We start from the raw sequence: 22,520 nt of genomic DNA, 5'->3' as shown, positions 1-22,520 counted from the left end.
CCTCAAAATGGAACGTCGTCGTCGAGGTCGACGCCGGCGTGCGCGGGTTCCTCACGACGGTCATTGACATGGCTGGTCGCCTGTTGCCGCGGCTCATACCCACCGTTGCGGGAATCCCCGTCACGGGCGCCATCGAGCAAAGTCAGCGTGGAATTGAACGGCCGCAGAACGACCTCGGTCGAATACCGATCCGCGCCGGACTGGTCCTGCCACTTGCGGGTTTCGAGCTGGCCTTCGAGATAGACCTTCGAGCCCTTGCGCAGATATTTCTCTGCGATGGTCGCCAGCCCTTCGTTGAAGATGGCGACCTGGTGCCACTCGGTCTTCTCCTTGCGCTCGCCGGAGGATTTGTCCTTCCAGCTTTCGGACGTGGCGATGCGCAGGTTCACGACCTTGCCGCCGTTCTGGAAGGACTTGGTTTCCGGGTCGGCGCCCAGGTTGCCGATGAGGATGACCTTGTTGACGGAGCCGGCCATTATGCCATCCCCTCATCGATGAGAAACGACCATGCGATGGCCGAAGCCTTCTCCTTCGTTTCAGCGAAGCAGCGGATCGTCTGGCGGCCATCCGACCAGCAGGTAACCAACCACCCATCGTCCAGTGCTTCCATCTCAATCTTCAACATTCCTATTCTCCCAATCCGCTCCGCCCCAAGCGGAAGCGGATATGTATGTAATACATAGGGACACTTCCGCATTTACTTCCGCGTGGAATTTCAATAACTTACCAAGTCACTTCCGCACTTCCGCAAACACTTCCGCATCAATGATTTCAAACACTTAGCAACTTACTTCCGCGCACTTCCGCAGGGTCAGTCCGGCCAGTTTTGGACCCTGATTCCGCGCAGGGAATTGCGCTTGTCGAACTCCTCGATCCCCAGAATTTGAGCGTCGAACCACTTGTCCATTTGGCTGTTCGCGACGGTTTTCGGGATGTGGAATTGGCGTTGAAGCCATCCCCCCAGGAACCTGCCACCTCCACTATTCGGGGCTGAGCTAAACGGTTCTTTCGCTATCCAGCGTCGGTCGATTTCACGCAGCGCGTCCAGTGCCTGCGCGTTGGTCAGCGCGCCTGGCTGGCTTGCGGCCTTCCTCCCAGCATCTGTCGCATCCATGAGGAGACCATTGTCGGCGCGCACATAGGTGTGGATTTCGAGGTCGTGCTGGTCATTCGCCTTAACCACCGCGCCATGCACTACACGCTTGCGCTGTGGCTCTACGCCGGCCTCCGCGCAGATGCGCTGCGTATCCTCGTCGCATGCTGCCCAAAGCGCATAGGTAGCGCGCGCGCCGTCTACGAGAGCCGTAGAGCCCCGAATGGTCTCACGGGCATCGTCGGCTGTCACGATCTTGGCAGCACCATCCTTGCGCATGTGGTGGCATGCCAAAACAGTAGCGCCGGTCCGGGCGCATATCTCCGCGAACGCTGACCACATGAACTGACCAGCCGCAGGATCCTTGGTGATGTCTGCCGTGACGAATGCCTGGAGGGGATCAATGATGATCAACCGAAGGTCCGGGATGCGCTCCAGTTGCCCTAGCAGCGCCTCGAATTTATCGGTCTTGAGGAAGGCCCCTGGGCCGCCAGCGACAAGCGGCATGGGCCCGCCGACTTCTGGCAGGGGGACGATGAAAACCTTGCCATTGGCCCCTTCACGGCGCCCCCCGGTGTCGATCGCGGCAAGCCGGCGGTGCACGCTGTCTTTGCTGTCCTCCGCGTTCAGGACAAGCACGCTCCCGCTGGCGAGAACCTTGCCGCCTAAAACGCGGCGCTCTTGCCCGAAAGCCACGGCCGCCGCTATTTCCAGCGCGAGGTCCAGGGCGATGAAGCTCTTGCCAACACCTCCCATGGCCGCGAACAGGGCCGGCACGCCCTGCGGGATGGTTCCCTCGCAAAGCCACTGAATGGGTGGGGCATCGCCATAGAATCGGTCTGTGGACCAGTCGGTGATGCAAAATCCGAGCGCGTCTGGTGGGGCGCTGTCATCGTCTATGGTGGACGGCTCCGCCGGCTGCTGAAAAACAGCCGCGACTTCCTCCAACCCGTATTCCCGCGCCATGTCGTTGAAGTCGTCGCCGCCATCGGTGACGAGCCCGGCCATGTCGGGAAAGACGGCCCGGCCGCCCAAGGTGCGCGCCATGTTGATGGCGGCTTCCTTGCCGACATTGCGCTTGAGCTTGGGATGATCGAGCAAGTGCCAGTCATCGTCACCCGCGACGATCATCTCTCGACCATACCACCGGTGCGTGGCCCAGCGCGCGACTGCGGCCATGTTGCCGGTGTTCACGCACATCACCACGAGATAGCCCGTGGCTGCGCGGATCGTCGCCGCGGTGGAGAAGCCCTCGCAGAAGACTACGGGCGACTTGCCATCGTCCTTGCCTACCAGGAAATGCGCGCCCTCATGGGTGCTTCCGGGCCAGAAACGCCGCTCGCCATCCTCACGGATCGCCTGAAGCGACATGGGCCGGTTCTCGGCGTCGGAGAGCGGAACGATGACGCACGGCACATCGCCGAGCCCGAAGCGCTTGCCGGATCCTTGGCGCGTGCCGAGCCCGACGATGTCCTTTTTCGCGAGGTAGGGATGCAGGCCATCGGTGAGGGCTGAGCATGACGACCAGAAGTCGGCAGCTTCCTCCGCTGCGATCTGAAACCCTCGGAGTTGGTCGAACCTGCGAGCCTGCCGACGACGCTCGATTTCGAGGCGATCAACGCTTTCGTATTTCCCGCCCGCGAACCATTTGTGCCGCGTGCCGTCGCGCCAGTCCATGAAGATGCCATTGGCCTTGCCATCGGCGTGCATGAGATAGCGGCCGGGCTTACTGCCCTTGTGGCGCGTGTCGGATATCCGGAAGCGATGCCAGCGCCCGTCCGCCACGATCGTGCCGGGGTCCGTCTGGCATGCCGCCATGATGAACTGGCGGAATTGCTCGGTGAGGTCGTCGAGACGCTGGGACGCCATCACAGCCCCCTCCCCACCGGCGCACCAACGCTAGCCAGCCACGCGAGCGCCCCCGCCGCAGTCCGACACACCGCAACGCGCTTCCCCATGCGGTGGAGCTTATTCAGCCGCGAAACCTGGTCCGGCCGCGGCTTCTCGGTGCCGTTTTTCATCTCGATCACGGCCGATCCGCCGACCCAATCGAAGCCAAGGTCGGGCTGGCCGGCGACGACACCCATCTTCTCCGCCCGGATGCGCGCCCAATCGGACTGGCGCCCGCCGTTGGGGACGGCGTGATAGGCCAGCCCCGGCACGTGCTTGACGCGGTTTATGAGCGCGATCTGGCGCGCATCCTCGTCGGCCGAGTCCTTGTCCTTCGGCTCGACATAAATATCGGCGTCCAGAACCTCGCGCAGCGGCTCGTCGTCGGGGAGGTAGGCGAAGGCGGTCATGCGGTCACACCCTCACGGCAATAACAAATAACAAGAAATATCAATGTCCCGATGTCGCACGCATCGCCAGTATTCAAAGTGAATAGTGGCACGCCTCTACCGATCGCGATTCTAAATCCTAAGAATGCTAGAATTGCGGCGCCTAGAATTGTGTCCATTCTGCCGTTCGTTATGCGATAACCGACAAACGCGGCGGCGCCCAACTGGAAGATGATAAGAAAAGCAGTCATGCCGTCCGCACCACCTTCTGCGCGGTGATTTCTTGCGCGACGTAAGGCGCGCGAAGCCCATAGCTTCGAGCGATGCTTTCCGGTTCGGCACGGGCCAACGCCTCATCGGTGCAGCCGACCAGCCACATCCTGAACGCCACCTCGTTCTGGCTCTTGGTCTGGCGGTGGGCTCCGAACTGGCGCTTCATGCGGCCCTCAGCCCAGAAAGCACGGTGGTATGATCGCGATCGAGCCATTTCCCGATCTGCGGCGTCGAAAAGCCATCGTCGCGCAGCCGGCGCATCACGGCGCGACGTGCGGCAACGACATCCCAACGGCGCAGCGGCGACAGAATTTCGCTGGCCGAGCACCCAAACCGAGCGGCTTCCTCGCGAGCATATTGACGGACGCGGGCGGTCGTCATGCTGCGCGCCTCCGCTCGTGACGCGGACGGCGCTGATCGCGATATTGCTCGGTATAGAGCAGGCTCGCGAGCCAATCGGTTTCCGCGGCCGTCAGGGCACGGTGGCGCGATATCTCGGTGAGGAGGTCGGCGACGGTCGGGCGCTTCACAGCTCCAACTCCCGCATTGACAGCCAACGACCATCACGTCGCGGATACTCACCCGTCGCCATGTAGCGCTCGCCAAGCGCCTCGATCCACCGATGCATGTGAGCACCGGAAGAGAAGCGCGAGCCGAACGGCAGCGCATCTATCGAAACGCCATTATGCTCGGCGATGATGGCCTTGCCCGCAGTGCTTAGCGGGTAATTGCCGGCGCTGCCGGAGAAGCCAACGGCCCGGAACGGGCATGGAGGGCCGTAGCTCACAGCCCCATCTCCAGCCGCCGCGTGGTTGCATCCCGCTTGGCGCGCTCGCGATCAAGCTGCACCGCGCGGGCGTGTGCCGCAGATGCATGACGCCGCGCTTGGTGGGCGATGGCCTCAGCATTCTTGGCGCGGATGGTGGCGCGCAGCCTGCGGGCAATCCCGTACTGGCGATACGCGCTGGCGGCGAATGCTCCACCGATGAAGGTGGCGAGCATCGCTGCTAGGACGATGAAGGGCTCGACGGGGGTCATGCCGCACCTCGCAGCTCGTCAGCTTCGCGCACGATCGCGATGGCGGCCGGCAGATGGGGCCGAAGTTTCTCGGCAACTCGCATCGTTTCGGAAGGATCGCGAATGCCATCTTCCTGTGCGCGGATCAGTTCCGACGCTCCGTCGAGCAGGCCGGCAGCCGTGTGCAGATCGTTCGCAGCCGCAGCGGATACAGGGACCAGCTTGAACCCGATGCTGCCCAGCAGTTCGTCGAGCGCAGTCGGGTCGAGCGCCAGAAGGTTGAGCGCTAGGTCGATCCGCAAGGTCGACTTTTGATCACGCGCGTTGCGGATGGTCTTTTCGTCACAGCCTGCCTCCAGGCCGACCCGCGACGGGCCGTGATCGGAGGTGAGCCGCAATAGCCCGAACGACAGGCCTTTACGGGCGTCCTCTTCCGTCAACCGCCGCACGGGCGGGCGTACCTTGTTGCGGTGCGTCATTATTTGACATCTCCATGTTGAACGAAACCGCCCTCCCCCTCGCCACCGCGATCCGCCGCGTTTTGGCGCGCGTGGTGGTCGAGATACCGATCGACGGCGTTGCCGAGGGCGTTGATGGCCCACAGGACCAGAGCGCCTCCGACGAGGCAGGCGACGATCTGGAGGTCGACGATGTGGTGCGGGCTCATGCGGCCTGCTCCCCAATTTCAGTCGGCATCGGGAGGCCCATGTGAGCCGCAATCGCGCGCATCTGGAAAATGACTTTGACGCGCGCCAACTCAGCCAGCAGCGCTTGATCTTCGGCATTCAGGGGCAGGCCAACGCAACGCGCCTGCCCCCGCGCCTTGCCGCCGACCGGGGGAGGGGCGGCGAAGGTCATGCGGCACTCCGTACGAACACGGAGCCGGCCAAATTAACTGCGATATTCGTTGACGCGGGAATTTTTGCGACACAACCGCAACCGTCACACCTGTTAGGATTGTCGGATTGTCGGAACACCTTGGAATTATGTGCGCGGAGGCGTCGGCGGACGTTCGCTACCTGCCGGAACAGAATCAGTTTTCCGTCACCGTCCACAGCGGGAGAAAAACAGCCGAGTTCCGCTACACGCCGGAACAATTCCTCGCGACATCGGTCAAGGCGCGGAAGGCCGTCGAGGAGTTCATCGCGCATACCGGCGCGGACCCGCAACGAATCTGAGTTGACTCTGTCCCCTTTCGGGCCTGTCTTATCCAAACCGGATATAAATCCGGAAAGGGGGAGGCGGCGATGGGCGCCAGAGAGGACGTTGTTCCGGAGGTTGTCCTTCAGATGGACAGCCCGGCCGAATGGTTTTGGATCGATGCTCAGACGGCCGGTTGCCGCTTCTGGAACGGGCCCACCGCCTACGAGCTGCGCTTCACGCGACAGACGGCATGGGCCAGTCTCGTCGCCTGCATCCGCACGTGGCGAAAGCGCCCGCGCCGATCGTGCGAAATCGTGGCGTTCCGGCGGTAGCATCAGGCGGCGCGCTCCATCTGCTCCAGGCGCGCCTTCGCCTTTTGCCACGTGTCGACGCGCGGATAGCTCTTTCCGGACTCCAGCTCGGAGAGCCGGTTGCCGTTACCAAGTAGCTTACGCGACAAGGTCGAGGGGCTGATCTTGGCTCGTTCGCAATATGCCTTGGCACGCGCAACGAATTCGGGGATGTCATCCATGACAGGAACATGTCTAAAAAGACATGGACCGTCAAGCGGTATTAGACATTCGCAGCCACGCCCCGAATCGTGTCACTCACCCTACGTGGATCACGATGCAATCAGAAACCGGATTAGGCAGTGCCTACGGGAGAAGGAACTCAGCCTCACGGGCGTTTGGCTCACTAAGGAGCCTCGCATCGGCCAAACAACGATCCGAAATTTCCTCGACAATCCGGACGCCTCGATAACGCTCGATACCCTCGCGAATTTCGCGTTTAAGGTAGGCATTCGTGAGGAATGGCTGATCTTCGGCATCGAAGATGGCCAAGCGCAAGAAGCGGCAACCGTGCCGATCACATCCTCCCAAATTTCTGAGGCGGTCAAGGATGGCCTGGTAGAGGGATTGGCTGGGCTGATAGCTGCGGCGATGCCTGATCGCGGCCTGCCCCGTCTGGATCTTGACCAGAAGTCGAAGCGGACGAGCGGGACGCAAAAACAGGAAAAGGCCAAACGCACCGGCTGATTGCCATCGCGAGAAATCGTGTATTTTTTCACCCGATAGCGCTTGACGTGTCGTAAAAGACACGGCATTGTCTCCCCACACCACAGCGTGTGGAGGAGAAGACGATGGGTCAGCCCAGCAAAGACGACGGTTACAAATGCGGCCCGGCTGGCGTGCGATATGTCAGTGGCAGATCGGCTGCAGCCGTTCGCGCCATCGAACCCCATGCGGCGATTATCCGGCATATCATCGAGGACCAGTGGGTTGTCTTCGGTATCGCGCTTGATGCGCTGAACCACTCGACCACTCCGCGCCTCTATGGGGCCGCCTAACCATGGCCGGCAGCACGAAGGGGGTGGCGAACCCACCAGCGTTTCCGGTGATCGCCGAGAACGGGCTGGGTCATGTCAGTGATGGCATGGACCTGCGCGACTGGTTCGCGGGGCGGGCGTTCGCTGCTTGCTTCAGCAACGCCACGGGCTTCGGCGACTTGGACCGCCACGAGAAGGACGCCCAATACGCTGAGCTGGCCGTGGAGGTCTACGCCGCCGCCGACGCGATGCTCGTGGCCCGTAGCGCCACCGGAGCCGACCGATGAGCGGGGTGGTGGTGATCCAGAGCGATCGGGAGGCTTGGATCAAGCTGGACGATCTGGACGGGTCGTGGGCGGACGCTTGTCGCAACGGCGCGTATGATCACACTGTCGGTGTTCAGTCCTTCGCCGCCCACCGCACCTCCGCCACGCAGGAGCTGGTGAACGCGCTGTCAGAAGCCGAAGTGCAAATCGTCGAAATGTACGATGCCGCTTGTCCGCATGGCCGGTATGACGGCGAGAATAGGTTCGCCGATGGTGATCCTGTCGTTCAGCACATCCGCGAAGTCCTCGCCAAACACGGGGCAGCCAAGTGAGCGCGCTGGCATCCTGGGACCGTGGCGACGGCTTCGATCCGAACGACCCGGCGGCCCCCGCCGTATTCTGCTGTATCGGCTGCGATGCCTATCGCCCGGTCGAACACATGTATTGTGCCGACTGCGAGGATGTCACGGGCTCATATGTCTGGCGCGGCGCATCTCGCGTGCTCCGGCTCGACCAATTCTGCCCGTGGGAATTGGGCAGCGCGGTTCGTGAATTCGCCGCACCCATCGGCTTCACCCGCGAGCCCTGCGGCCTGATCCACCACCACGAAGATGCACCCCGGAAGGAGGATGCTTGAGATGGCTGAATATACCGCGCTCGGCTTTGTTGCGATCTTCGGATCTGCCACTGCTTTCACTCTGTTCATGCTTGCCCGCAACTCGTGGGTTTTCAAGCAGCGGATGAAACTCATTCGCCAGTCTGCTTATGATCCGGCGACCAATACGCTCTCCCCGTATGCCAGCCTTCCATCCTACGAGGCCATGCTTTGGCGCTTTTGGATTTGGGATATTAATAAGTTCATTGGCGGTGCCGCATGACCGCCCACAGCCCAGTGGAGCGCGCGCCGTTCGACTTGAACGCAGCGCACATGGAAGCCCATCGCTGGGTGGAAGTCGCTCGCCCTCTGATCAAGGCGTATCTCGCGATCGATCAGATCCATGCCGATGTTCTCGGCGCATCCTATGGTGCCGGTGTCTACGCCTACTCGGTCAAGGGTGCTGCCGACGATATCGGCAAAGCGGTAGGCAAGCTGTGGGACGACATCGAGAATATCCGCGATGCGGTGCTCGCTGATCTGTCCCCGCCGGCCCCGAATTGGGGGCGCAATCTGCACGAATGCAGCCCGGAGGTCATCGATTACGACGACCTTTGCGACCAGTGGCAGGAGCGCATCGGCGATGTGCTGTCCGTCGATTCTGCAATTGGTCGGGAGGCGCGGTCCGATGACTGAGCCAACCATAGATTGGGCATCCTTCTCGGACTGCATCATGGCGACCAACTGGTCCCGGCCGATCGACCTCAAGAGGCAGTTCGGTTTCAGCCAGTCCACCGTGGACAGCGCGTGGCATGGACGCCCGATCGGTCTCGCACCCTTCCTTCGCATTTGTCGGGCAATGAAGATCAGCCCGCTCGATTTTCTTGGAGACGAGAAATGATCGACGAAATCGAATGCCCAGATTGTGATGGGCATGGCTTCATTCGGTCTCCCGGAAAGGGGTCGGGCGAGCGTGAATGTGAAGTCTGCCACGGCGAAGGCTGGCGCCCCATGACGGCCGACGAGCAGGACGCTGCCGCCGAACGACAAGCCGAAGATGCGATGTCCGAACCGCCGATGTCGCTCGACGAGCAACATGCGCGCGCTTGGGCTCAGAAGCAGGAGTTGAAGTCATGAGCCGCACCCTGAAGACCACATTGATGTGGCACGACAGCACTGGCAGCGAAGTCGAGTGCGATGTCGTCGTCGAGTACGACACCTATGCTGGTTATGCGGGCGACAGGATTGATCCGCCCGAGCCCGCGCACGTCGAGATTTGCGGCGTATCCCCGGTCGATCGGACGGTGACGATCCCAGATTATGCCATCGATCATGAACTGCTCGCCGACGAGTGCATGGAAGATTGGCACGATGATCAAATTGCAGGCGAAGAATACCGCGCCGAAATGCGGGCCGAAAGCCTAGCCGCAGAGCACCGCGCCCTCGCACAGGAGGGCCGGTGAGGTGGGCGCGCTCTGCAACCCCTGTGACGAATGGCCGTGGGCTTGGCCGAGCAACGGCTACGCCTTCCGGGCCGATCGTCGCCAGCCGATCACTATCGAGGGCTTCATTCCTCGCGAATTGCCTCGCGATCTAGCTCCTCGTTTTGCGACGCTCTTGCCGTTCGTTCAGACCGATTGGGCGCACTATTCCCACGATCTGGACTGGACCCTTGAAAGCGGACCGGAGGACGCGCCGTCATCGATCGATATCGTCGTGCCGTACAACTACCGGTGGGCGACCCCGGATAGCTATTGGCAGCCGGGCGATCCGGCCGAATGCGAACTCGGTACTCCTTGGTTCGTCGATGCCGACGGCGTGCGCTGCGAGGTCAACCTGACCGCCGCAGAGGCTGATCGCGTCGAACTCTACATCGCAGAGAACCCACCCGAGCCTGATTATGGGGAGGCCCAATAATGCCCCCGCTCCCCTTCCCTCCCAACCCGACCCCGCCGCGCTACCCCGTGGACGTGCCGGATGCGCATGCCGACATGACCGTCTGGCCGCTCCCGATCGCTGTGATCCGCTTCCGTCTCGCCTGCATGACACTGGCTGCGATCATCCTCGTGCCGCTCATCATCGCCACCGTGTGGGCGTGCGTCACTACTAGCGGTTGGAGGGTGTGGTGACAAAGTATTCTAATAGTTTCAACAAGGAGAACTCAAGTGGCTGCAGCTAAAGTCAAATCGCATCCGCGCACGACGCATGGATTGCGTGACATTCTGTTCGACGAAATCGACCGCATGCGGAGTGACCAAGCCGACCCTCAGCGGGCCATGGCCGTGGCGAACCTCAGCAAGCAGATCATCAGCACTGCGAAGGTCGAGCTGGAGTTCCATCGGACCATGGCGAACCTCGCGGAAAACGGCGCGCCGGTCAGCCTTGGCACCCTCGCGCTGGGGTCTGCTTAGGCAATTGCGACCTTTGTGGCCGAGTCTGTGATGGTTCTCTGATCCGTTACGACAAGAGATATTCTAGGGTTCTGAATATGATAACTGCCCCCGAAATACCGAGACTTGCAGGTGGCGGGATTGGCTTGTGCCATATCTGCCAGCGGCATATCGCTCATTCTGGCGGGTATTTGATGGTCCTTGCCAACGCTCTTGCAGGCAGGGCCCATGTCAGGTTCGCGATTGATCGGATTGTCCGCCAACTTGGCGCGCTCCCGCTCGGAATGCGCTGCGCGTATGCCGGGGGTGATCGCGAAACCGTCGTGGGCGCACTCAAGCGCCATGCCGATCGGCATGGGTGGGCACTTAATTTCACGCGGCGCGGCGCTAACCATCTCAGTGTCGCGAGGATCGCATGATCATCGCCACCCCCTCCCAGCGCCACGCCCCTCCCGGCGCAGGGCATCCGGGCGTCAACTCTAGCGACGGCTCTGCGCTGCCCGGTGCGCATCCGTCTGGGGGTGAGGGGTGAAACACGAGAACCTTTCAGACGAGGCCTTCCGCGCATCCGTCGTGGGCGCGTCAGAGGTGGCGGCGCTGTTCGGGTGCAGCCCTTGGCTCACACACTTCGAGCTCTGGCACCGCAAGGTTGGCAATATTTCCGTGCCCGAGTTCAACGCTCGGGGCGACGATGGCGCGCCCGTCAACAGTCGCATCCATTGGGGCGTAAAGCTCGAGCGGCTTGTTATCGAAGAGGCCTGCGAGCGCTGGGGCTATGTGCCGCTCGATACTCCGAAGCGGCTCGACAACGGGAAGGGCCTTGGCGGGCATCCAGACCAGATCGTTCAGTGCCCCATCCGCGGGCGCGGCGTGCTCGAGGTCAAGACGGTGGATTGGATCCAGCGCAAAAAGTGGGGAGACGAGCCCCCGCTACATTATCTGATCCAGCCGCAGGTTTATGCAGGCCTGGCGGGGACGGATTGGGCTGATGTCATCGTCATGGTGCTTGGCGGCAAGAGCGACCTTGAGCGGTTCCAGTACGATTTCCGCCCGGTCCTGTACGCCGACATCGAGGCGCGGGTCTCCAACTTCTGGCAGTCGATCGAGGACGGCAAGCCGCCGAAGCCCGATTACGCTCGGGATGGCGATGCGATCGCATCGGTCATTGGCGAACCAGACGACACACTGGTCGATCTACGCCGCAACAACCGTGCCGGCCTGCTTGCCGCTGACTTTCTTGACGCGAAGGCTCGAGCGAAGGCCGCCGATATGGAGGCAGATGCCGCCAAGGCTGAGTTGCTCGAGATTATCGGAACGGCCGGCGCTGCGATGCTCGAGGGATACCGCGTCGGCTGCAACATGACGAAGGGCTCGAGCGGCACCCTCGTCACCCCGGAAATGGTCGGAACCCATGTCGGCGCCCGCAAGGGTTGGCGCCGCTTTGATGTTCGCGAGGTGGCGGTGTGACCGATGATGGGATCAGGGAGCGGCACGGCATGTACTGCCTCCAGCGCGGCAACTTCATCTCAGAAGTCGTCATCGCCGAGCACGACGATGTCGTCACACTCAATGGCGAAAGCAGCGTCCGCATCATGACGCCAGCCCAAGCCCGCCATCTCGCCAGAAAACTTCATCGCCTCGCTCGCAGGATTGAGCGTCGTCAGCAGGAGCACGCATAATGGCCACTCAACTCGCAGAGCGTCGGGAAAACCCGCTTACCGTCATCCGCCAGAACCTTCAGGCAATGGCGCCCGAATTCAAGGCGGCGCTGCCCGCGCATGTCTCGGTGGAGAAGTTCACCCGCGTTGCCCAGACGGCGATCCAGAACAACCCTGATCTGGCGCAAGTCGATCGCCGCAGCCTGTTCGGCGCCATTGTCCGCCTCGCCCAAGATGGCCTGCTGCCCGATGGTCGCGAAGCCGCGATCGTGAAGTTCGGCGACAAGGCGCAGGCTATGCCGATGATCGCGGGCATCCTGAAGAAGATCAGGCAGTCGGGCGAAGTCGCCTACGTGTCGGCGCAGGTGGTCTATGAGAAGGATCACTTCGTCTGGAAGCTCGGCTTCGAAGAAGATGTAGAGCATACGCCGCCATCGCTCGAGCAATCGCGCGGCAAGGCGATCGGCGCCTACGCCACTGCGGTCCTGAAAGACGGCTCGCGGCTGCTCGAGGTAATGAGCCTCGAGGAAATCGAGAAGGTCCGCGCTGTCAGCCGGTCGAAGGGCGCCGGCCCATGGGTCCAGTGGTGGGGCGAGATGGCGCGCAAGACCGTGATGCGCCGCCTGTCCAAGCGCCTGCCCATGTCGAGCGACTTGGAGGACCAGTTGGACCGCGACGACACGCTCGATCATGAGCTCCGTCCGCACGAGCCGGCGACCGTGGTGGCAGTGCCTGCGAACCGGCTCGACGCGCTCGAGCATCAAATCCAAGGTGACGATGCTGCCGACGACGACCCCACGGAAGGCCGCGCCGATCGCGACATGGGCGACGCTCACGACGGCACTGCGGCGGATCTAACCAACGCCATCAACGCCGCCCCCGACGAAGAGGCGGTCGACCTCATCCTGTCAGACAACCGCGGGCTCATCGACACCCTCCCGGAAGCCCGCTCCATTCGTGCGACCGCTGCGGCCCGCAAGATCGAACTGAAGGGACAGCCCGCATGAACCGCCTTCTTCTCCTTGCGCCGCTCGCCCTCTCCGCCTGCGACCAGACGCCGCTCGAACGGGCGATGGCCAGCGGAAAGGTGGCCCTCGCAGCCCAAGCGCCCGACGGCACGAAGCTGTGGGCCGTGGTTCCGAAGGGCGAGGATCACCGCATCTATTTCGCCTCGACCGGGGCGTTCGGGCGCCAGCGTAAATCGCTGGACTGCGGGCCGGGGTGCAAGCCGTTCGTGGGCGACGACGTGCCGACTGCGCAGGTGCGGCCGTGAGCGTCGCCCGCATCGGGTTCACCCTTTGGGATAGGAGGGATAGCCGTGGCTGAGAACACGAAGATCGAATGGGCAGATCACACGTGGAACCCATGGATCGGCTGCACCAAGGTCGGTTCGCCCTGCGATAACTGCTATGCCGAAGCCCTCATGGACACGCGCTACGGTCGCGTCGTCTGGGGCAATGACGGCGATCGTGTTCGCACTTCCGACTCTACATGGGCGCAACTGCGCAAGTGGAATCGCCTAGCCGGCGAGGCTGGTAAGCCGGCCTTCGTCTTCTCTCTGAGCCTTGGCGACATCTGGGATAACCGGGTGCCAATGTCATGGCGGCGGGAGGCGTTTATGCGCGCCGCCGAGTGCCCCAACCTTGTTATGCTCTACCTGTCGAAGCGGATTGGAAACGCGATCGGCATGGCGATGGAGTGTGGAGGATTTCCGCCGAACGCAGCCCTTGGCGCTACCTTTGGCGACCAGCGCGATTACGACCGTGACGCCCGCAAGCTGCGGGATGCCGGTGAATCGCTAGGGGCGCTGTTTACCTTCGGAAGCTTCGAGCCGCTCCTGGGTCCCGTGATCGTGGACGACGACGCGCCAGATTGGATCATTGTCGGCGGTGAAAGCGGCAGAAATGCCCGGCCGATGAACCTCGATTGGGCGCGTAGCCTGCGCGATCAGGCAGGCGAGCGCGGCCGCGTCTTCAACTTCAAGCAGGTGGGCGGTCGCGGCGCCGACAAGGGCGGCCACGATCTGGACGGCCAGACCTATTTCAATCGCCCCGCCCTCCCCCAGCAGGACAAGCCCAATGGTTGAGCAGGAATTGAAGGTGGCCGATGCTGGCGAAATCAAGCACCTCGACCCCTGCGCGCTCGCATCGCTGACATGCGGCATCCTGCTCTGCGAGGACGGGTTCGGCATTGTCCACGAGGCGGCGGAATGGCTTCTCGGGCATGCCGTCTGGACGCACGAGTTCGTCGATCCGGGCATCAAGGCGGCACTGATCGCGGCGGTTAAGGCGCAATACCCGCAGCTCGCCGTCGAGAAGCCGGCAGACTGGCGCGCTTTGGTCGCTGACATCCGCGCTCAGCTTGGCGCGCTCGTTCCGGTCACCAAGGGCTCGCGTGCCCGTGAGCAGCACCCGGTGGAAACGCTAGTCCGACTGATTGGGGAGCGTGAGCAATGACAGCCGAACTCACAACGACGCGTGATGCCCTGCGGAAGTGTCGCGACCAGTTCGCGTTCTATGCCGATGAGCACACCAAGGCCGGGAAGCAAGAGAAGGCTGCTACCAACGCTGGCTTCCGTGATCTTTGCGATGTCGCCCTCACCGCCGCCGAGGAGCGCGCCGGGGAAAATGTTGACGGCGTTGCATTCGGCGAGTCGTTCACATGGCCATCCCTATATGATTGGGTCCGCCATACCGAGGAAGAGCGCGCCGTTATCATCCGCAAGTGGCAGCGCTTTCGTGATCGGCAGCCAGCCATAGCCGAGGAGCGCGCCGGGGAGGTGGAAAAAGAGCTTCGGGCGAAGATCATCAACACGCCTGAGACTGCCGACTTCATGGCTGGCGTGCCGATCGAAGCCGCTCATCAACGCGAGCGCTGGGGTGTTGATCACGATGCCGGCAAGACGCCGTTCGATTGGTTCTGGCTGATTGGCTATCTCGCGCAGAAGGCCGCCGATGCTGCCTGTCGTGGCGATATCGAGAAGGCCAAGCACCACACGATCAGCACCGCCGCCGCGCTCGCCAATTGGCATGCCGCACTGACCGGCAAGGACAATAGGTTCCAGCCGGGTATCACCCCTAAGCCTGCGGAGATGGTCGTATGAGCAAGTATCGCAAAACGGCTCTCGTCGAGGCCGAGCAGTTCTTGCCGCCCCATCAAATTCCCGAAGGCTGCTACCAGAAGGGCAATATCGCCGACGTTGCGCACGGGCACGGCGAATGGTTTCTCAAGACGTTGGAGGGCGAACACCCTCTGCGTTACGGCGACTATATTCCGATCGGTGTCGCTGGGGAGAGGTGGAACGTCGAGCGGGCAATCTTCGAAGCTAGCCACGAACCCGTAGACACCCCCGCACCGGCACTGCACGCGCCGACTGTTGAGCGCGAGACGATCATCAAGATCGGCAACGCCCTCACCACCGCCCAAGCACGCATCCGGGTGCTGGAGGAGGCGCTACAGCCGTTTGCCGAAATCCGCACGGAATGCGCGTTGGGCATCGCCTCATCCGATGTGGAGCAGATAAGCTGCGGCCATTGCGATGACCGGTACATGCTCTGTTTCAGGTATCGCCGCGCCCGCGAAGCCCTCTCCCGCACAGCCGGAGCGGTGGGTGGGGAGGAGCCATGCCAGAAGTGCGATGATTCAGGCTGGCAGGAATTTGCCAGCGGGGGAATTTGGACCGGCGAGAATATATCTGTTCGGCGAGAGCCCTGCGATTGCATCTGCGGCGACGATGTTCGCCGGGAGCAAGCAGCCCTCTCCCCCTCGCCTGCGGTGGCGGTGGATGGGGCGAGGGAGATCACGGATACCGATCTCCTCAACAAGCTTCGCGAGGAAAGTTGGGATCTGCGCTGCTTCGACGTACCGACTGGCGGCGGCGATGCAGATGTCGGTTGGCGGGTCGTTGGACATTGGCAGGCAGAACCGTGCGAGCGCATGATCGCGGAGGTTTTCCATGATGAGCCTCGCGACGCCATCCTCGCCGCCCTCGATCCCGCCGTGGCGGAGGGGTCGAAGTGAGGTGGCGCGCACCCTCTGAGCGGGTCCAAGGTTGGCTTATTGCCCCCTTCGCCGTGCCGGTCGTGGCGGTGGCAGCGGTGGTGATCCTGCCGGTTGTCCCCGTGTTGATGTTAATGTCATGGGCCGACCGAAAGCTACGGCCGTCAGAGGACTGGCACCGCTGGTTTGCGTGGCGGCCCGTTCGGCTGGGCCATTGGTCTGACCACGTCGGAAAGCGTGGCGGCTGGGCTTGGCTTGAGACGGTAGAGCGCCGCGCGCGCCCATACAATTGGCCGACCGAATATCGCCCCTCCGTCCCCGCCGGCACGCAAGGAGAGGTGGAGTGAGCGGCTTCATGCTCAAGCGCTGGCGCGTCCTCGTGTCTGATTGGGCCAACGAGGTGATGGTCGCGCCGTCACGCGGGCGGGCACTGGCCGACACATGGCGCTGCGACGTGTTCAACGGCTACACGTTCGGCCAGTTCTTGAAGATGGCCAGTTGCCGGAGAGAGCCTGATGACCCGCCGCGCTTCGGCGACCCTATCACCGTGTGCGGAAAGCCCGCCTTCTTCGTCGAAAATAACCGGGCCTACGTGATCTTTGCCTATCCCGGTGGCGATCACACGATGTCCGCGCATCCATACGACGTTGAGCCGGAGAGCTATAGGCCCGACACATATCGCGATCGGAACCCAGCATGACGCGCCCGACCCGAGAAGCGGTGGCGGGGATGGTCGATCCGGCGGCTTGGCAGGAGCGCGTTCGCCTATTGGAGCGCAAGAAGTCATGGGAGGGGCGCGAGATCAGCTTTGATTTCGTCGCGCTCTACTCGCGACAGGCTGACGAGGTTGTCGCGGACAGTCTCGCCATCTCCGACCAGATCCTCTCCCTCCTCGCCCCAGCAGCGGATGCAGAGCGGGTGATTGGGCGGGATGAGCTGGCGATAGCGATGCGCTCGACGACCAGTATGGTCAGCGGCCCGTTGGGTGACTTCGGCTGCAAGATCGTGATCGCGATGGACGAGGAAACCCATCTCTTTGAGATGCTGTCCAGCGCATGGGATCGAGCCCAAGCCGCCGCCATCCGCGTCCAATCCGAAGGAGGCGAATAATGCGCGCCGAACGCAAGCTGACGCTCTACCGAGACGATAGCACGTCGCAGGTGACATACGATCGCGTGAAGACGTGGTTCTGGACAGCCAACAACACGGTGCTCGTGGTCAGCCGGTATGACGGCGAGGTCGGTGGCGCCCACCATTACATTCACTGGCCGCGCGAACGCTTTTGCTGGTTCAAGGATGAACCGCGCGCCCTCCAGCCTGAAGGAGGCGATGATGTCGGTTGAGGTGGTGGTAACGGATGAACAGGTTGCGATCGCGTCCGCCCAAATGCGCGCGGTCCTAGACGCTGGGCACGATGACGACACAGCTTTTACGAGCGCGCTTGAGGCGATCGGCATAGCGGTCGACGCGTCCGCCCTCTCCGCGCTACCCGTCAACGAAACGGCGAAAAGCGAACATGTCGAGGGGGATGTGTTAACTTGGCAGCCGATCGAGACCGCGCCGAAGGATGGGACGGTCATCGACGTCTGGCGCAAGCAGGGCGGCCGCGAGACGGTGTCATGGGGGCTGCGTCCGCATGATTGCGGAGAGATGGGCCCGCATTGTGACAGCGACTGGCACAGCGAAAACAAGCCCGGGTGGGTCTGCGCCACGTTCGGCGAATTCGTCGGCGGCAAGCACAATCCGTTCACCCACTGGATGCCCCTTCCCCCTCCCCCTCGCGATGGGGAGCGGTAGGTGACATGGCTCTACGTCCCGAACCTTACCACACCCTTGCCCTCTGCGCCGGAGCCGGAGGGCTTGAACTCGGTGTCGAGCTTGCCCGACCTGGCGCGCGCTGCGTCGCTTACGTGGAGAGGGAAGCATATGCGGCCGGAACACTGGCCGCGCGCATGGAAACGGGAGAGTTGGCTCCGGCGCCTATCTGGTCTGACCTTGCCACCTTCGATGCTCGACTGTGGCGTGGCGTCGTTCATTGCGTCACTTCGGGAGACCCTTGCCAGCCCAACAGCGTCGCCGGCCGCGGGCTCGGCGCTGCCGACGAGCGGTTCCTCTTGGAGCGCGCCATCCAGATCTATGACGACAGCGGGGCTGCTCGTTTCTTCCGCGAAAACGTCACGGGGAATGCGGACGGACAGCTCGCCGTTGCGGTCCCGGCACTGGAAAGACTGGGTTGCCGCGTTGCGGTCTGCATCGTCCGAGCTTCGGATGTCGGATCAAGCCACCAGCGCGAGCGGCTCGTCATCATGGCCGACCGCGACGGCGCAGCAGTTTGCGGCAGCAGATCTAGACCGGCTTCTCGCGCGACAGGCCGAGTGCAAAGCGAAGGGCAAGAGCGGGAACGGCTTTGGGCTGACACTGGAGAACGCGGCGATGCTTTGGCGCACGCCGGGGGCGGCGATGGCGCTGCATGGACCGATGCCACCGGAGGTGCGGGCGGCGAAGGGCCAACAGGTCAGCTTGGACGATCAGGCGAGCCATTGGATGACGCCTCGGGTCGCGAAGGGGAAATACACACGCGACGGCGGCGATCGGAACAAGGAGCGCCCGACGCTGGAAGGACAGTCTACGAGTTGGTCTACGCCTCGGGCATCCGATGGCGAGAAGGGCCGCCCGAACCAGAGTTTCGGCGCGGGCGGGACACCGTTGCCAGCGCAGGCGGCGCATTGGGCGACACCAACGGCGCGGATGTACCGCGGCGGCGGTCAGGCGGTAATCCGCAAGGACGGCAAGAGCCGGCTCGACATGCTCGACTGGCAAGCCGAAGCCTGGTCCCAGCAATCTGCCCAGGCCCATCAGATGTACGATGGCTGGACATCCTTGACGCCGATCCCCTTCTCCGACCCGCCCTCGGACGGATCGATATCTGGGCCGTTGCTCGCCGAAATATCGGCCTACCGCCGGTGGTCGCAGCGATCGGGCGGCGCGGCGGGATGGCGTGGGATCTGGACGCGGCGACCACGGCGCTCGTTGAACGTGAGGTTCGCCGAATATCTGATGTTCTGGCCGGCAGGGTGGACCCGCTGCGACTCTGCGGAAACGGAGTTCACCCGCTGGCTCTCGCAAGGGCGTTCCTTGCTCTCGACGCTCTGCTCGCCGCCTCCGCCGGCGCAGGGCAATCTTCTGTGAAAGGTCTCGCAGCATGACCGACATCACCGCGATGGCGAATGGGTTGAGTGAGGCGCAGAGGAGGGCGATCACGCGCGAAGTAAAGCACTCGCATGGGCAGCTCTTCCTTCGGGTGGGCACACTCCGAACGATGGAAGCTCTTGAGCGTAAAGGGCTTACCGAATGCGAAACCGCGCTCACCCCCCTCGGCCTCGCCGTCCGGGCCCACATCCTCGGGCAGGAGCGCGGGTGATGGGGGAGAAGCCGAAAGATCAAATCGCAGCGGCCCTCCAGAGGCGATCGGAGGCGCTGATGATGAACGCGCTGGGCACCTCCGTCGTCGCCAACACGGCCCCGCAAGAGCCTCTGACGCTCGACAAGATCCATCGCATGATGCTGGCACTTCCACCGCGGCATGAGTTCTTGCAATCAAGGTTGTTCCCGAACGACAGTGCCTTTGTCGTTGAAGCGCCGGGTGTCATCTATACGCTCGCCGGCCCCGACTTTTGGGCGAAGGTGCGGTACGAATTGAACCGCATTCCCGCCAAGCCTGCCGGTGCGCACGGCACGCCGTTCGGCTTCAATATGACCCCGATCGAGATTGATCCTTGGCCGGAGGATAGCGAAGAGACGGCGAAATGGCGGGCGGCCTTCTGGCATGTCATCCGGGAAGCACTTGAGGTGGCAATGGTCCCTCTACCGGATTGGCTGCGCCCTACCCTCTCCAACAAGGCCCCCACGCCATGAGCGCGCTGGAGGAGATGGCGGGTGCTTGCGAGAGGGCGATGGGGCCGGATCGGGAGCTGGATGCGGATATCCATATCGCGGTTCTGGTGCCGGCGGATGCGCGCAGGGTGGATCGGCTGGGCGGCTGCGTCGGTTACGTCGCTTCGGACGGGCTCTACCGAAGTGCGCGCGATGCATTGCGCTACACAGCCTCGATCGACGCCGCGATGACTCTTCTGGATCAATACGGCGTGCTCATGCACCTATCGGACATTGGAGCCGATGGCCTTCCTTACGCGCGGGTCGGACGGCCCGATTTGTTCGAAGAGCCCAACATTTTCACTGGCATTTCGTCGGGCATCGCAAAGGATGCCACGCCCACCAGCGGATTGGCCCTAGCCCTCTGTGCAGCCGCCTTGCGCGCGAGGGGGGCGGAGTGATGCGAAACGCCCCGGACTGGCCGAGAATGATGAAGAAGGGCACTGCGGCGGCTTATTGCGACCTCACGCCAACGGAGTTTGAGCGCGAGGTGATCGCGGGAAAACTTCCCCTCCCCGTTCCGCTTGGCAACCATGAGCACTGGTCGCGCGCGGCACTTGACGACTATCTTGCAGAATTGGCGGGTGAGGCACGCCACGATTGGCGCAAGGACCAGCCGCTATATGCCGCATAAATCCTCTATTCCCGGCACGAAGCGGGTCCGTTCGAAGGGGCGTGTCTATTACTATTTCGACACGGGGCAGACGAAGCCGAACGGCAAACCGATCTACAAGCGGCTACCCGATCCGAAATCGCCGGGGTTCGGCGCGACCTATGGTGCCCTCATGGCGGCAAAGAAGCGTCGCGCCAGTTTGCAGGCCGATCCAGCCGCTCTCACCATTACGCAGTTGATCGAGCTTTACGAAAACAGCGCCAAATTCCGCAAGCTGGCCCCCAGCTCGCAGACGGCCTACCGCATCTATCTCAAGCAATTTCGAGAGGCGATGCCCACCGCGCCGGCCCATCTGGTTGAGCGCAAGGACATCATTCTGATGGTCGATAAGCGGGCCAACAAGCCGGGCGCCGCCAACCTGCTCGTCTGGACGATCGGGGCACTATACAAATGGGCGCGCGAGCGGGAGCACGTCACTAACGATCCCTGTCGCGATATTGACCCACAGGAAATCGGTGAACATGATCCTTGGCCCGAGGATCTGCTCACGAAGGCGCTTGCGGCCGAAGATGCTCAAATCCGGTTAGCGGTGCATCTGCTCTACTATACCGCGCTTCGTATCGGAGATGTTCTGCGCATCCGGTGGCAGGATATTCGAAACGGGGCGATCACGATCACGCCACAGAAAACGCAGCGCAGCAAGACGGGACAACTCGTCATACCTGTACACAGCGCCCTTGAGCGCGAGTTGTCATCGATCCGCCGAGACATCGGACCTGTGCTGATATGGCCGGATGGCCGCTCGCGCTCAAAGCAGACCTTGAGAGCGCAGCTTCAGGGATTCGCCGCCGCGCTGGGGTTTGAAGTGGTGCCGCATGGGCTGCGGAAGAACGCGGTCAACTCACTCCTGGAATGCGGCTGCACCGTGGCTGAGACCGCCTCGATCAGCGGCCAAACCCTTCAAATGGTCGAGCATTATGCGAAGGGTCGCCAGCAAGCCAAGCTCGGTCAGACCGCCATGGCGAAGTGGGAGAAGACGCAATGAACCGACCGGGAACAAGCAAACCATTGGAAAACCGTTTCTAGAAATGGCTGAAATCTGCTAATAGCTCGACCGCAAAATTAAGAAGGGCTTAAGGACATTTCCCGGAAAACTGCGGATGTTCGCCATCCGTTGCGGAAAAACCGACCGTTCTGAATCAAATACGTAGCCGGGGATTGGAAAACCGATTCCCGTTCCCCCAACCCCACGGAGGCGCTGGTGAGTGAGAAGAAATGGCTTGAGCTCCGCCCCCGGGAGAATGGCGACTTCGACGAACTTATCGCTCGCTTTTCTGACGGCATGGTCCATGTCGAAACGATGAGTGCCAGGGGCGTCTACATCGGTTTCTATTGCGATGACGGACGGGCCCACCAGCTATGGATCAGCAGCGACAAAAAGTTGCGCTACCATGAGGCTCCGGCCAACGGGGAGCCGCCGCGGTTCACCGCTTGGGGTGTGGAGCGTACCCCCACCCCGCCACGGCATTCGGGAGATTGAGAGATGGCGCGCGCCGAGATGGAGGAATTGATAGCGGGGCTGGAAAGGGTTGCCCGCATATCATGGCGGGAAGCATCCAATCCCGATCATTCGTGGACCAAGGAGCAGAACCTTATGATGGCGCAGAGGGCCGCCGTAGCTGCGCGCATATTACGGGAGGAATCCCGCCATGACTGACCTGCGAAGCGAGCTGGTGGACAATTCGGCCATAGACCAGATAGCCAGATCCTTGTTTAGGGCTGATTGCGAAAACGCAGGGCAAGAGGTCAACTGGGGGAGATCAAGCGAGCAACAACCTCGCGGGTTCAAGACCGAAGTTATGAGATGGCATAATCTGGCGCGGGCGGCACTGACCGCGATGCGTGTCCCCAATGACACTGTTTGCGCCGCTGGT

At 62.4% G+C, this 22,520-nt stretch carries 46 protein-coding genes and 1 pseudogene; 32 read left to right on the top strand and 15 right to left on the bottom strand.

What is annotated here, in order from left to right:
- Positions 1-2: 2 nt before the first annotated feature.
- From ssb to ABW043_RS16965, 12 genes are all read right to left on the bottom strand, one after another.
- Positions 3-476 (bottom strand): single-stranded DNA-binding protein, encoded by a 474-nt coding sequence (gene ssb, locus ABW043_RS17020; RefSeq protein WP_353922385.1) that lies wholly within the window; start codon positions 474-476, stop codon positions 3-5.
- Positions 476-625 carry a hypothetical protein gene (locus ABW043_RS17015; RefSeq protein WP_353922384.1) on the bottom strand — a complete coding sequence of 50 codons (150 nt, stop codon included), beginning with the start codon at positions 623-625 and terminating at the stop codon, positions 476-478. Before ABW043_RS17015 ends, ssb begins: the two co-directional genes overlap by 1 nt.
- 186 nt (positions 626-811) lie before the next feature.
- On the bottom strand, positions 812-2,962 hold the full coding sequence (locus ABW043_RS17010) for an AAA family ATPase (RefSeq protein WP_353922383.1): 2,151 nt from the start codon (positions 2,960-2,962) through the stop codon (positions 812-814).
- Positions 2,962-3,393: a VRR-NUC domain-containing protein gene (locus tag ABW043_RS17005; protein WP_353922382.1), complete on the bottom strand. Its 432-nt coding sequence runs from the start codon at positions 3,391-3,393 to the stop codon at positions 2,962-2,964. The genes ABW043_RS17010 and ABW043_RS17005 overlap by 1 nt, the downstream gene beginning before the upstream one ends.
- 226 nt (positions 3,394-3,619) lie before the next feature.
- On the bottom strand, positions 3,620-3,811 hold the full coding sequence (locus tag ABW043_RS17000) for a hypothetical protein (RefSeq protein ID WP_353922381.1): 192 nt from the start codon (positions 3,809-3,811) through the stop codon (positions 3,620-3,622).
- Positions 3,808-4,026 carry a helix-turn-helix domain-containing protein gene (locus tag ABW043_RS16995; RefSeq protein WP_353922380.1) on the bottom strand — a complete coding sequence of 73 codons (219 nt, stop codon included), beginning with the start codon at positions 4,024-4,026 and terminating at the stop codon, positions 3,808-3,810. The genes ABW043_RS17000 and ABW043_RS16995 overlap by 4 nt, the downstream gene beginning before the upstream one ends.
- The gene (locus tag ABW043_RS16990) at positions 4,023-4,175 is read right to left on the bottom strand and encodes a hypothetical protein (RefSeq protein ID WP_353922379.1); all 153 of its coding nucleotides are present in this window, start codon (positions 4,173-4,175) and stop codon (positions 4,023-4,025) included. Before ABW043_RS16990 ends, ABW043_RS16995 begins: the two co-directional genes overlap by 4 nt.
- Positions 4,172-4,432, bottom strand: a complete 261-nt coding sequence (locus tag ABW043_RS16985) for a hypothetical protein (protein ID WP_353922378.1) — start codon at positions 4,430-4,432, stop codon at positions 4,172-4,174. Before ABW043_RS16985 ends, ABW043_RS16990 begins: the two co-directional genes overlap by 4 nt.
- Positions 4,429-4,683, bottom strand: a complete 255-nt coding sequence (locus ABW043_RS16980) for a hypothetical protein (protein WP_353922377.1) — start codon at positions 4,681-4,683, stop codon at positions 4,429-4,431. Before ABW043_RS16980 ends, ABW043_RS16985 begins: the two co-directional genes overlap by 4 nt.
- A complete protein-coding gene (locus ABW043_RS16975) occupies positions 4,680-5,141 on the bottom strand; it encodes a hypothetical protein (protein WP_353922376.1) in 462 nt (153 codons plus the stop codon). Before ABW043_RS16975 ends, ABW043_RS16980 begins: the two co-directional genes overlap by 4 nt.
- Positions 5,141-5,329 carry a hypothetical protein gene (locus tag ABW043_RS16970; protein WP_353922375.1) on the bottom strand — a complete coding sequence of 63 codons (189 nt, stop codon included), beginning with the start codon at positions 5,327-5,329 and terminating at the stop codon, positions 5,141-5,143. Before ABW043_RS16970 ends, ABW043_RS16975 begins: the two co-directional genes overlap by 1 nt.
- Positions 5,326-5,520 carry a hypothetical protein gene (locus ABW043_RS16965; RefSeq protein ID WP_353922374.1) on the bottom strand — a complete coding sequence of 65 codons (195 nt, stop codon included), beginning with the start codon at positions 5,518-5,520 and terminating at the stop codon, positions 5,326-5,328. Before ABW043_RS16965 ends, ABW043_RS16970 begins: the two co-directional genes overlap by 4 nt.
- A 107-nt stretch (positions 5,521-5,627) precedes the next feature.
- Here ABW043_RS16965 and ABW043_RS16960 point away from each other — a divergent pair, with 107 nt between their 5' ends.
- Positions 5,628-5,840, top strand: a complete 213-nt coding sequence (locus tag ABW043_RS16960; RefSeq protein WP_353922373.1) for a hypothetical protein — start codon at positions 5,628-5,630, stop codon at positions 5,838-5,840.
- Between the two features lie 299 nt (positions 5,841-6,139).
- Here the strand turns inward: ABW043_RS16960 and ABW043_RS16955 are convergent, their stop codons facing one another.
- Positions 6,140-6,337 (bottom strand): hypothetical protein, encoded by a 198-nt coding sequence (locus ABW043_RS16955; RefSeq protein WP_353922372.1) that lies wholly within the window; start codon positions 6,335-6,337, stop codon positions 6,140-6,142.
- A gap of 85 nt (positions 6,338-6,422) precedes the next feature.
- On the opposite strand from ABW043_RS16955, the gene ABW043_RS16950 reads away from it, so the two are divergent.
- The 12 genes from ABW043_RS16950 to ABW043_RS16895 all read left to right on the top strand — a co-directional run bounded on the left by ABW043_RS16950 (position 6,423) and on the right by ABW043_RS16895 (position 10,404).
- Positions 6,423-6,842, top strand: coding sequence for a hypothetical protein (locus ABW043_RS16950; protein WP_353922371.1), 420 nt, complete (start codon positions 6,423-6,425; stop codon positions 6,840-6,842).
- A 104-nt stretch (positions 6,843-6,946) separates the two neighbouring features.
- Entirely contained in the window at positions 6,947-7,153 is a 207-nt protein-coding gene (locus tag ABW043_RS16945; RefSeq protein ID WP_353922370.1) for a hypothetical protein, read from the top strand.
- A gap of 2 nt (positions 7,154-7,155) precedes the next feature.
- Positions 7,156-7,419, top strand: a complete 264-nt coding sequence (locus ABW043_RS16940; protein WP_353922369.1) for a hypothetical protein — start codon at positions 7,156-7,158, stop codon at positions 7,417-7,419.
- On the top strand, positions 7,416-7,730 hold the full coding sequence (locus tag ABW043_RS16935) for a hypothetical protein (protein WP_353922368.1): 315 nt from the start codon (positions 7,416-7,418) through the stop codon (positions 7,728-7,730). The genes ABW043_RS16940 and ABW043_RS16935 overlap by 4 nt, the downstream gene beginning before the upstream one ends.
- On the top strand, positions 7,727-8,035 hold the full coding sequence (locus ABW043_RS16930; RefSeq protein ID WP_353922367.1) for a hypothetical protein: 309 nt from the start codon (positions 7,727-7,729) through the stop codon (positions 8,033-8,035). The genes ABW043_RS16935 and ABW043_RS16930 overlap by 4 nt, the downstream gene beginning before the upstream one ends.
- 1 nt (position 8,036) lies before the next feature.
- Positions 8,037-8,276, top strand: coding sequence for a hypothetical protein (locus ABW043_RS16925; protein ID WP_353922366.1), 240 nt, complete (start codon positions 8,037-8,039; stop codon positions 8,274-8,276).
- The gene (locus ABW043_RS16920; protein ID WP_353922365.1) at positions 8,273-8,689 is read left to right on the top strand and encodes a hypothetical protein; all 417 of its coding nucleotides are present in this window, start codon (positions 8,273-8,275) and stop codon (positions 8,687-8,689) included. Before ABW043_RS16925 ends, ABW043_RS16920 begins: the two co-directional genes overlap by 4 nt.
- Positions 8,690-8,726: 37 nt before the next feature.
- The gene (locus ABW043_RS16915) at positions 8,727-8,894 is read left to right on the top strand and encodes a helix-turn-helix domain-containing protein (RefSeq protein ID WP_353922364.1); all 168 of its coding nucleotides are present in this window, start codon (positions 8,727-8,729) and stop codon (positions 8,892-8,894) included.
- Complete coding sequence (locus tag ABW043_RS16910) at positions 8,891-9,130, top strand: hypothetical protein (RefSeq protein ID WP_353922363.1); 240 nt, start codon at positions 8,891-8,893, stop codon at positions 9,128-9,130. The genes ABW043_RS16915 and ABW043_RS16910 overlap by 4 nt, the downstream gene beginning before the upstream one ends.
- Positions 9,127-9,456 carry a hypothetical protein gene (locus ABW043_RS16905; protein ID WP_353922362.1) on the top strand — a complete coding sequence of 110 codons (330 nt, stop codon included), beginning with the start codon at positions 9,127-9,129 and terminating at the stop codon, positions 9,454-9,456. The genes ABW043_RS16910 and ABW043_RS16905 overlap by 4 nt, the downstream gene beginning before the upstream one ends.
- Before the next feature lies 1 nt (position 9,457).
- Positions 9,458-9,910 (top strand): hypothetical protein, encoded by a 453-nt coding sequence (locus ABW043_RS16900; protein ID WP_353922361.1) that lies wholly within the window; start codon positions 9,458-9,460, stop codon positions 9,908-9,910.
- 248 nt (positions 9,911-10,158) lie between these two features.
- Positions 10,159-10,404 carry a hypothetical protein gene (locus ABW043_RS16895; RefSeq protein ID WP_353922360.1) on the top strand — a complete coding sequence of 82 codons (246 nt, stop codon included), beginning with the start codon at positions 10,159-10,161 and terminating at the stop codon, positions 10,402-10,404.
- On the opposite strand, the gene ABW043_RS16890 is transcribed toward ABW043_RS16895, so the two are convergent.
- The gene (locus ABW043_RS16890; protein ID WP_353922359.1) at positions 10,401-10,739 is read right to left on the bottom strand and encodes a hypothetical protein; all 339 of its coding nucleotides are present in this window, start codon (positions 10,737-10,739) and stop codon (positions 10,401-10,403) included. The two genes, ABW043_RS16895 and ABW043_RS16890, sit on opposite strands and share 4 nt — an antisense overlap.
- Positions 10,740-10,911: 172 nt before the next feature.
- On the opposite strand from ABW043_RS16890, the gene ABW043_RS16885 reads away from it, so the two are divergent.
- On the top strand, positions 10,912-11,850 hold the full coding sequence (locus ABW043_RS16885; protein ID WP_353922358.1) for a YqaJ viral recombinase family protein: 939 nt from the start codon (positions 10,912-10,914) through the stop codon (positions 11,848-11,850).
- A 59-nt stretch (positions 11,851-11,909) separates the two neighbouring features.
- Here ABW043_RS16885 and ABW043_RS16880 read toward each other — a convergent pair whose 3' ends face one another.
- Complete coding sequence (locus tag ABW043_RS16880) at positions 11,910-12,056, bottom strand: hypothetical protein (RefSeq protein ID WP_353922357.1); 147 nt, start codon at positions 12,054-12,056, stop codon at positions 11,910-11,912.
- A gap of 5 nt (positions 12,057-12,061) precedes the next feature.
- Here ABW043_RS16880 and ABW043_RS16875 point away from each other — a divergent pair, with 5 nt between their 5' ends.
- The 18 genes and pseudogenes from ABW043_RS16875 (at position 12,062) to ABW043_RS16790 (ending at position 22,126) form a co-directional block, all read left to right on the top strand.
- Complete coding sequence (locus ABW043_RS16875) at positions 12,062-13,048, top strand: recombinase RecT (protein WP_353922356.1); 987 nt, start codon at positions 12,062-12,064, stop codon at positions 13,046-13,048.
- Positions 13,045-13,314: a hypothetical protein gene (locus ABW043_RS16870; protein ID WP_353922355.1), complete on the top strand. Its 270-nt coding sequence runs from the start codon at positions 13,045-13,047 to the stop codon at positions 13,312-13,314. Before ABW043_RS16875 ends, ABW043_RS16870 begins: the two co-directional genes overlap by 4 nt.
- A 45-nt stretch (positions 13,315-13,359) precedes the next feature.
- A complete protein-coding gene (locus ABW043_RS16865) occupies positions 13,360-14,127 on the top strand; it encodes a DUF5131 family protein (RefSeq protein ID WP_353922354.1) in 768 nt (255 codons plus the stop codon).
- The gene (locus tag ABW043_RS16860; RefSeq protein WP_353922353.1) at positions 14,120-14,497 is read left to right on the top strand and encodes a DUF7736 domain-containing protein; all 378 of its coding nucleotides are present in this window, start codon (positions 14,120-14,122) and stop codon (positions 14,495-14,497) included. The genes ABW043_RS16865 and ABW043_RS16860 overlap by 8 nt, the downstream gene beginning before the upstream one ends.
- Entirely contained in the window at positions 14,494-15,144 is a 651-nt protein-coding gene (locus tag ABW043_RS16855) for a hypothetical protein (RefSeq protein ID WP_353922352.1), read from the top strand. The genes ABW043_RS16860 and ABW043_RS16855 overlap by 4 nt, the downstream gene beginning before the upstream one ends.
- Positions 15,141-16,061: a hypothetical protein gene (locus ABW043_RS16850; RefSeq protein WP_353922351.1), complete on the top strand. Its 921-nt coding sequence runs from the start codon at positions 15,141-15,143 to the stop codon at positions 16,059-16,061. The genes ABW043_RS16855 and ABW043_RS16850 overlap by 4 nt, the downstream gene beginning before the upstream one ends.
- Before the next feature lie 322 nt (positions 16,062-16,383).
- Positions 16,384-16,740, top strand: coding sequence for a hypothetical protein (locus ABW043_RS16845; RefSeq protein ID WP_353922350.1), 357 nt, complete (start codon positions 16,384-16,386; stop codon positions 16,738-16,740).
- The gene (locus ABW043_RS16840; RefSeq protein WP_353922349.1) at positions 16,737-17,150 is read left to right on the top strand and encodes a hypothetical protein; all 414 of its coding nucleotides are present in this window, start codon (positions 16,737-16,739) and stop codon (positions 17,148-17,150) included. The genes ABW043_RS16845 and ABW043_RS16840 overlap by 4 nt, the downstream gene beginning before the upstream one ends.
- Positions 17,150-17,383 (top strand): hypothetical protein, encoded by a 234-nt coding sequence (locus ABW043_RS16835; RefSeq protein ID WP_353922348.1) that lies wholly within the window; start codon positions 17,150-17,152, stop codon positions 17,381-17,383. Before ABW043_RS16840 ends, ABW043_RS16835 begins: the two co-directional genes overlap by 1 nt.
- Complete coding sequence (locus ABW043_RS16830) at positions 17,373-17,837, top strand: DUF551 domain-containing protein (protein WP_353922347.1); 465 nt, start codon at positions 17,373-17,375, stop codon at positions 17,835-17,837. The genes ABW043_RS16835 and ABW043_RS16830 overlap by 11 nt, the downstream gene beginning before the upstream one ends.
- Before the next feature lie 5 nt (positions 17,838-17,842).
- Positions 17,843-18,304 (top strand): annotated as a pseudogene (locus ABW043_RS16825) (DNA cytosine methyltransferase); the annotation flags it as partial.
- Positions 18,305-18,308: 4 nt separating this feature from the next.
- Positions 18,309-19,229: a hypothetical protein gene (locus ABW043_RS16820; protein ID WP_353922394.1), complete on the top strand. Its 921-nt coding sequence runs from the start codon at positions 18,309-18,311 to the stop codon at positions 19,227-19,229.
- 13 nt (positions 19,230-19,242) lie between these two features.
- The gene (locus tag ABW043_RS16815; protein WP_353922346.1) at positions 19,243-19,461 is read left to right on the top strand and encodes a hypothetical protein; all 219 of its coding nucleotides are present in this window, start codon (positions 19,243-19,245) and stop codon (positions 19,459-19,461) included.
- Positions 19,461-19,955 carry a hypothetical protein gene (locus ABW043_RS16810; RefSeq protein ID WP_353922345.1) on the top strand — a complete coding sequence of 165 codons (495 nt, stop codon included), beginning with the start codon at positions 19,461-19,463 and terminating at the stop codon, positions 19,953-19,955. The genes ABW043_RS16815 and ABW043_RS16810 overlap by 1 nt, the downstream gene beginning before the upstream one ends.
- Positions 19,952-20,374, top strand: a complete 423-nt coding sequence (locus tag ABW043_RS16805) for a hypothetical protein (protein ID WP_353922344.1) — start codon at positions 19,952-19,954, stop codon at positions 20,372-20,374. The genes ABW043_RS16810 and ABW043_RS16805 overlap by 4 nt, the downstream gene beginning before the upstream one ends.
- Before the next feature lie 26 nt (positions 20,375-20,400).
- Positions 20,401-20,607, top strand: coding sequence for a hypothetical protein (locus ABW043_RS16800; RefSeq protein WP_353922343.1), 207 nt, complete (start codon positions 20,401-20,403; stop codon positions 20,605-20,607).
- Positions 20,597-21,631 (top strand): site-specific integrase, encoded by a 1,035-nt coding sequence (locus ABW043_RS16795; protein WP_353922342.1) that lies wholly within the window; start codon positions 20,597-20,599, stop codon positions 21,629-21,631. Before ABW043_RS16800 ends, ABW043_RS16795 begins: the two co-directional genes overlap by 11 nt.
- Positions 21,632-21,847: 216 nt before the next feature.
- On the top strand, positions 21,848-22,126 hold the full coding sequence (locus ABW043_RS16790; RefSeq protein ID WP_353922341.1) for a hypothetical protein: 279 nt from the start codon (positions 21,848-21,850) through the stop codon (positions 22,124-22,126).
- The last annotated feature ends 394 nt before the right edge of the window (positions 22,127-22,520 follow it).

Source organism: Devosia sp. (assembly GCF_040509215.1).
Taxonomy (GTDB): domain Bacteria; phylum Pseudomonadota; class Alphaproteobacteria; order Rhizobiales; family Devosiaceae; genus Devosia.
The sequence above is the reverse complement of the archived record's forward strand: the minus strand, read 5'-3'. Positions and strand labels throughout refer to the sequence as shown.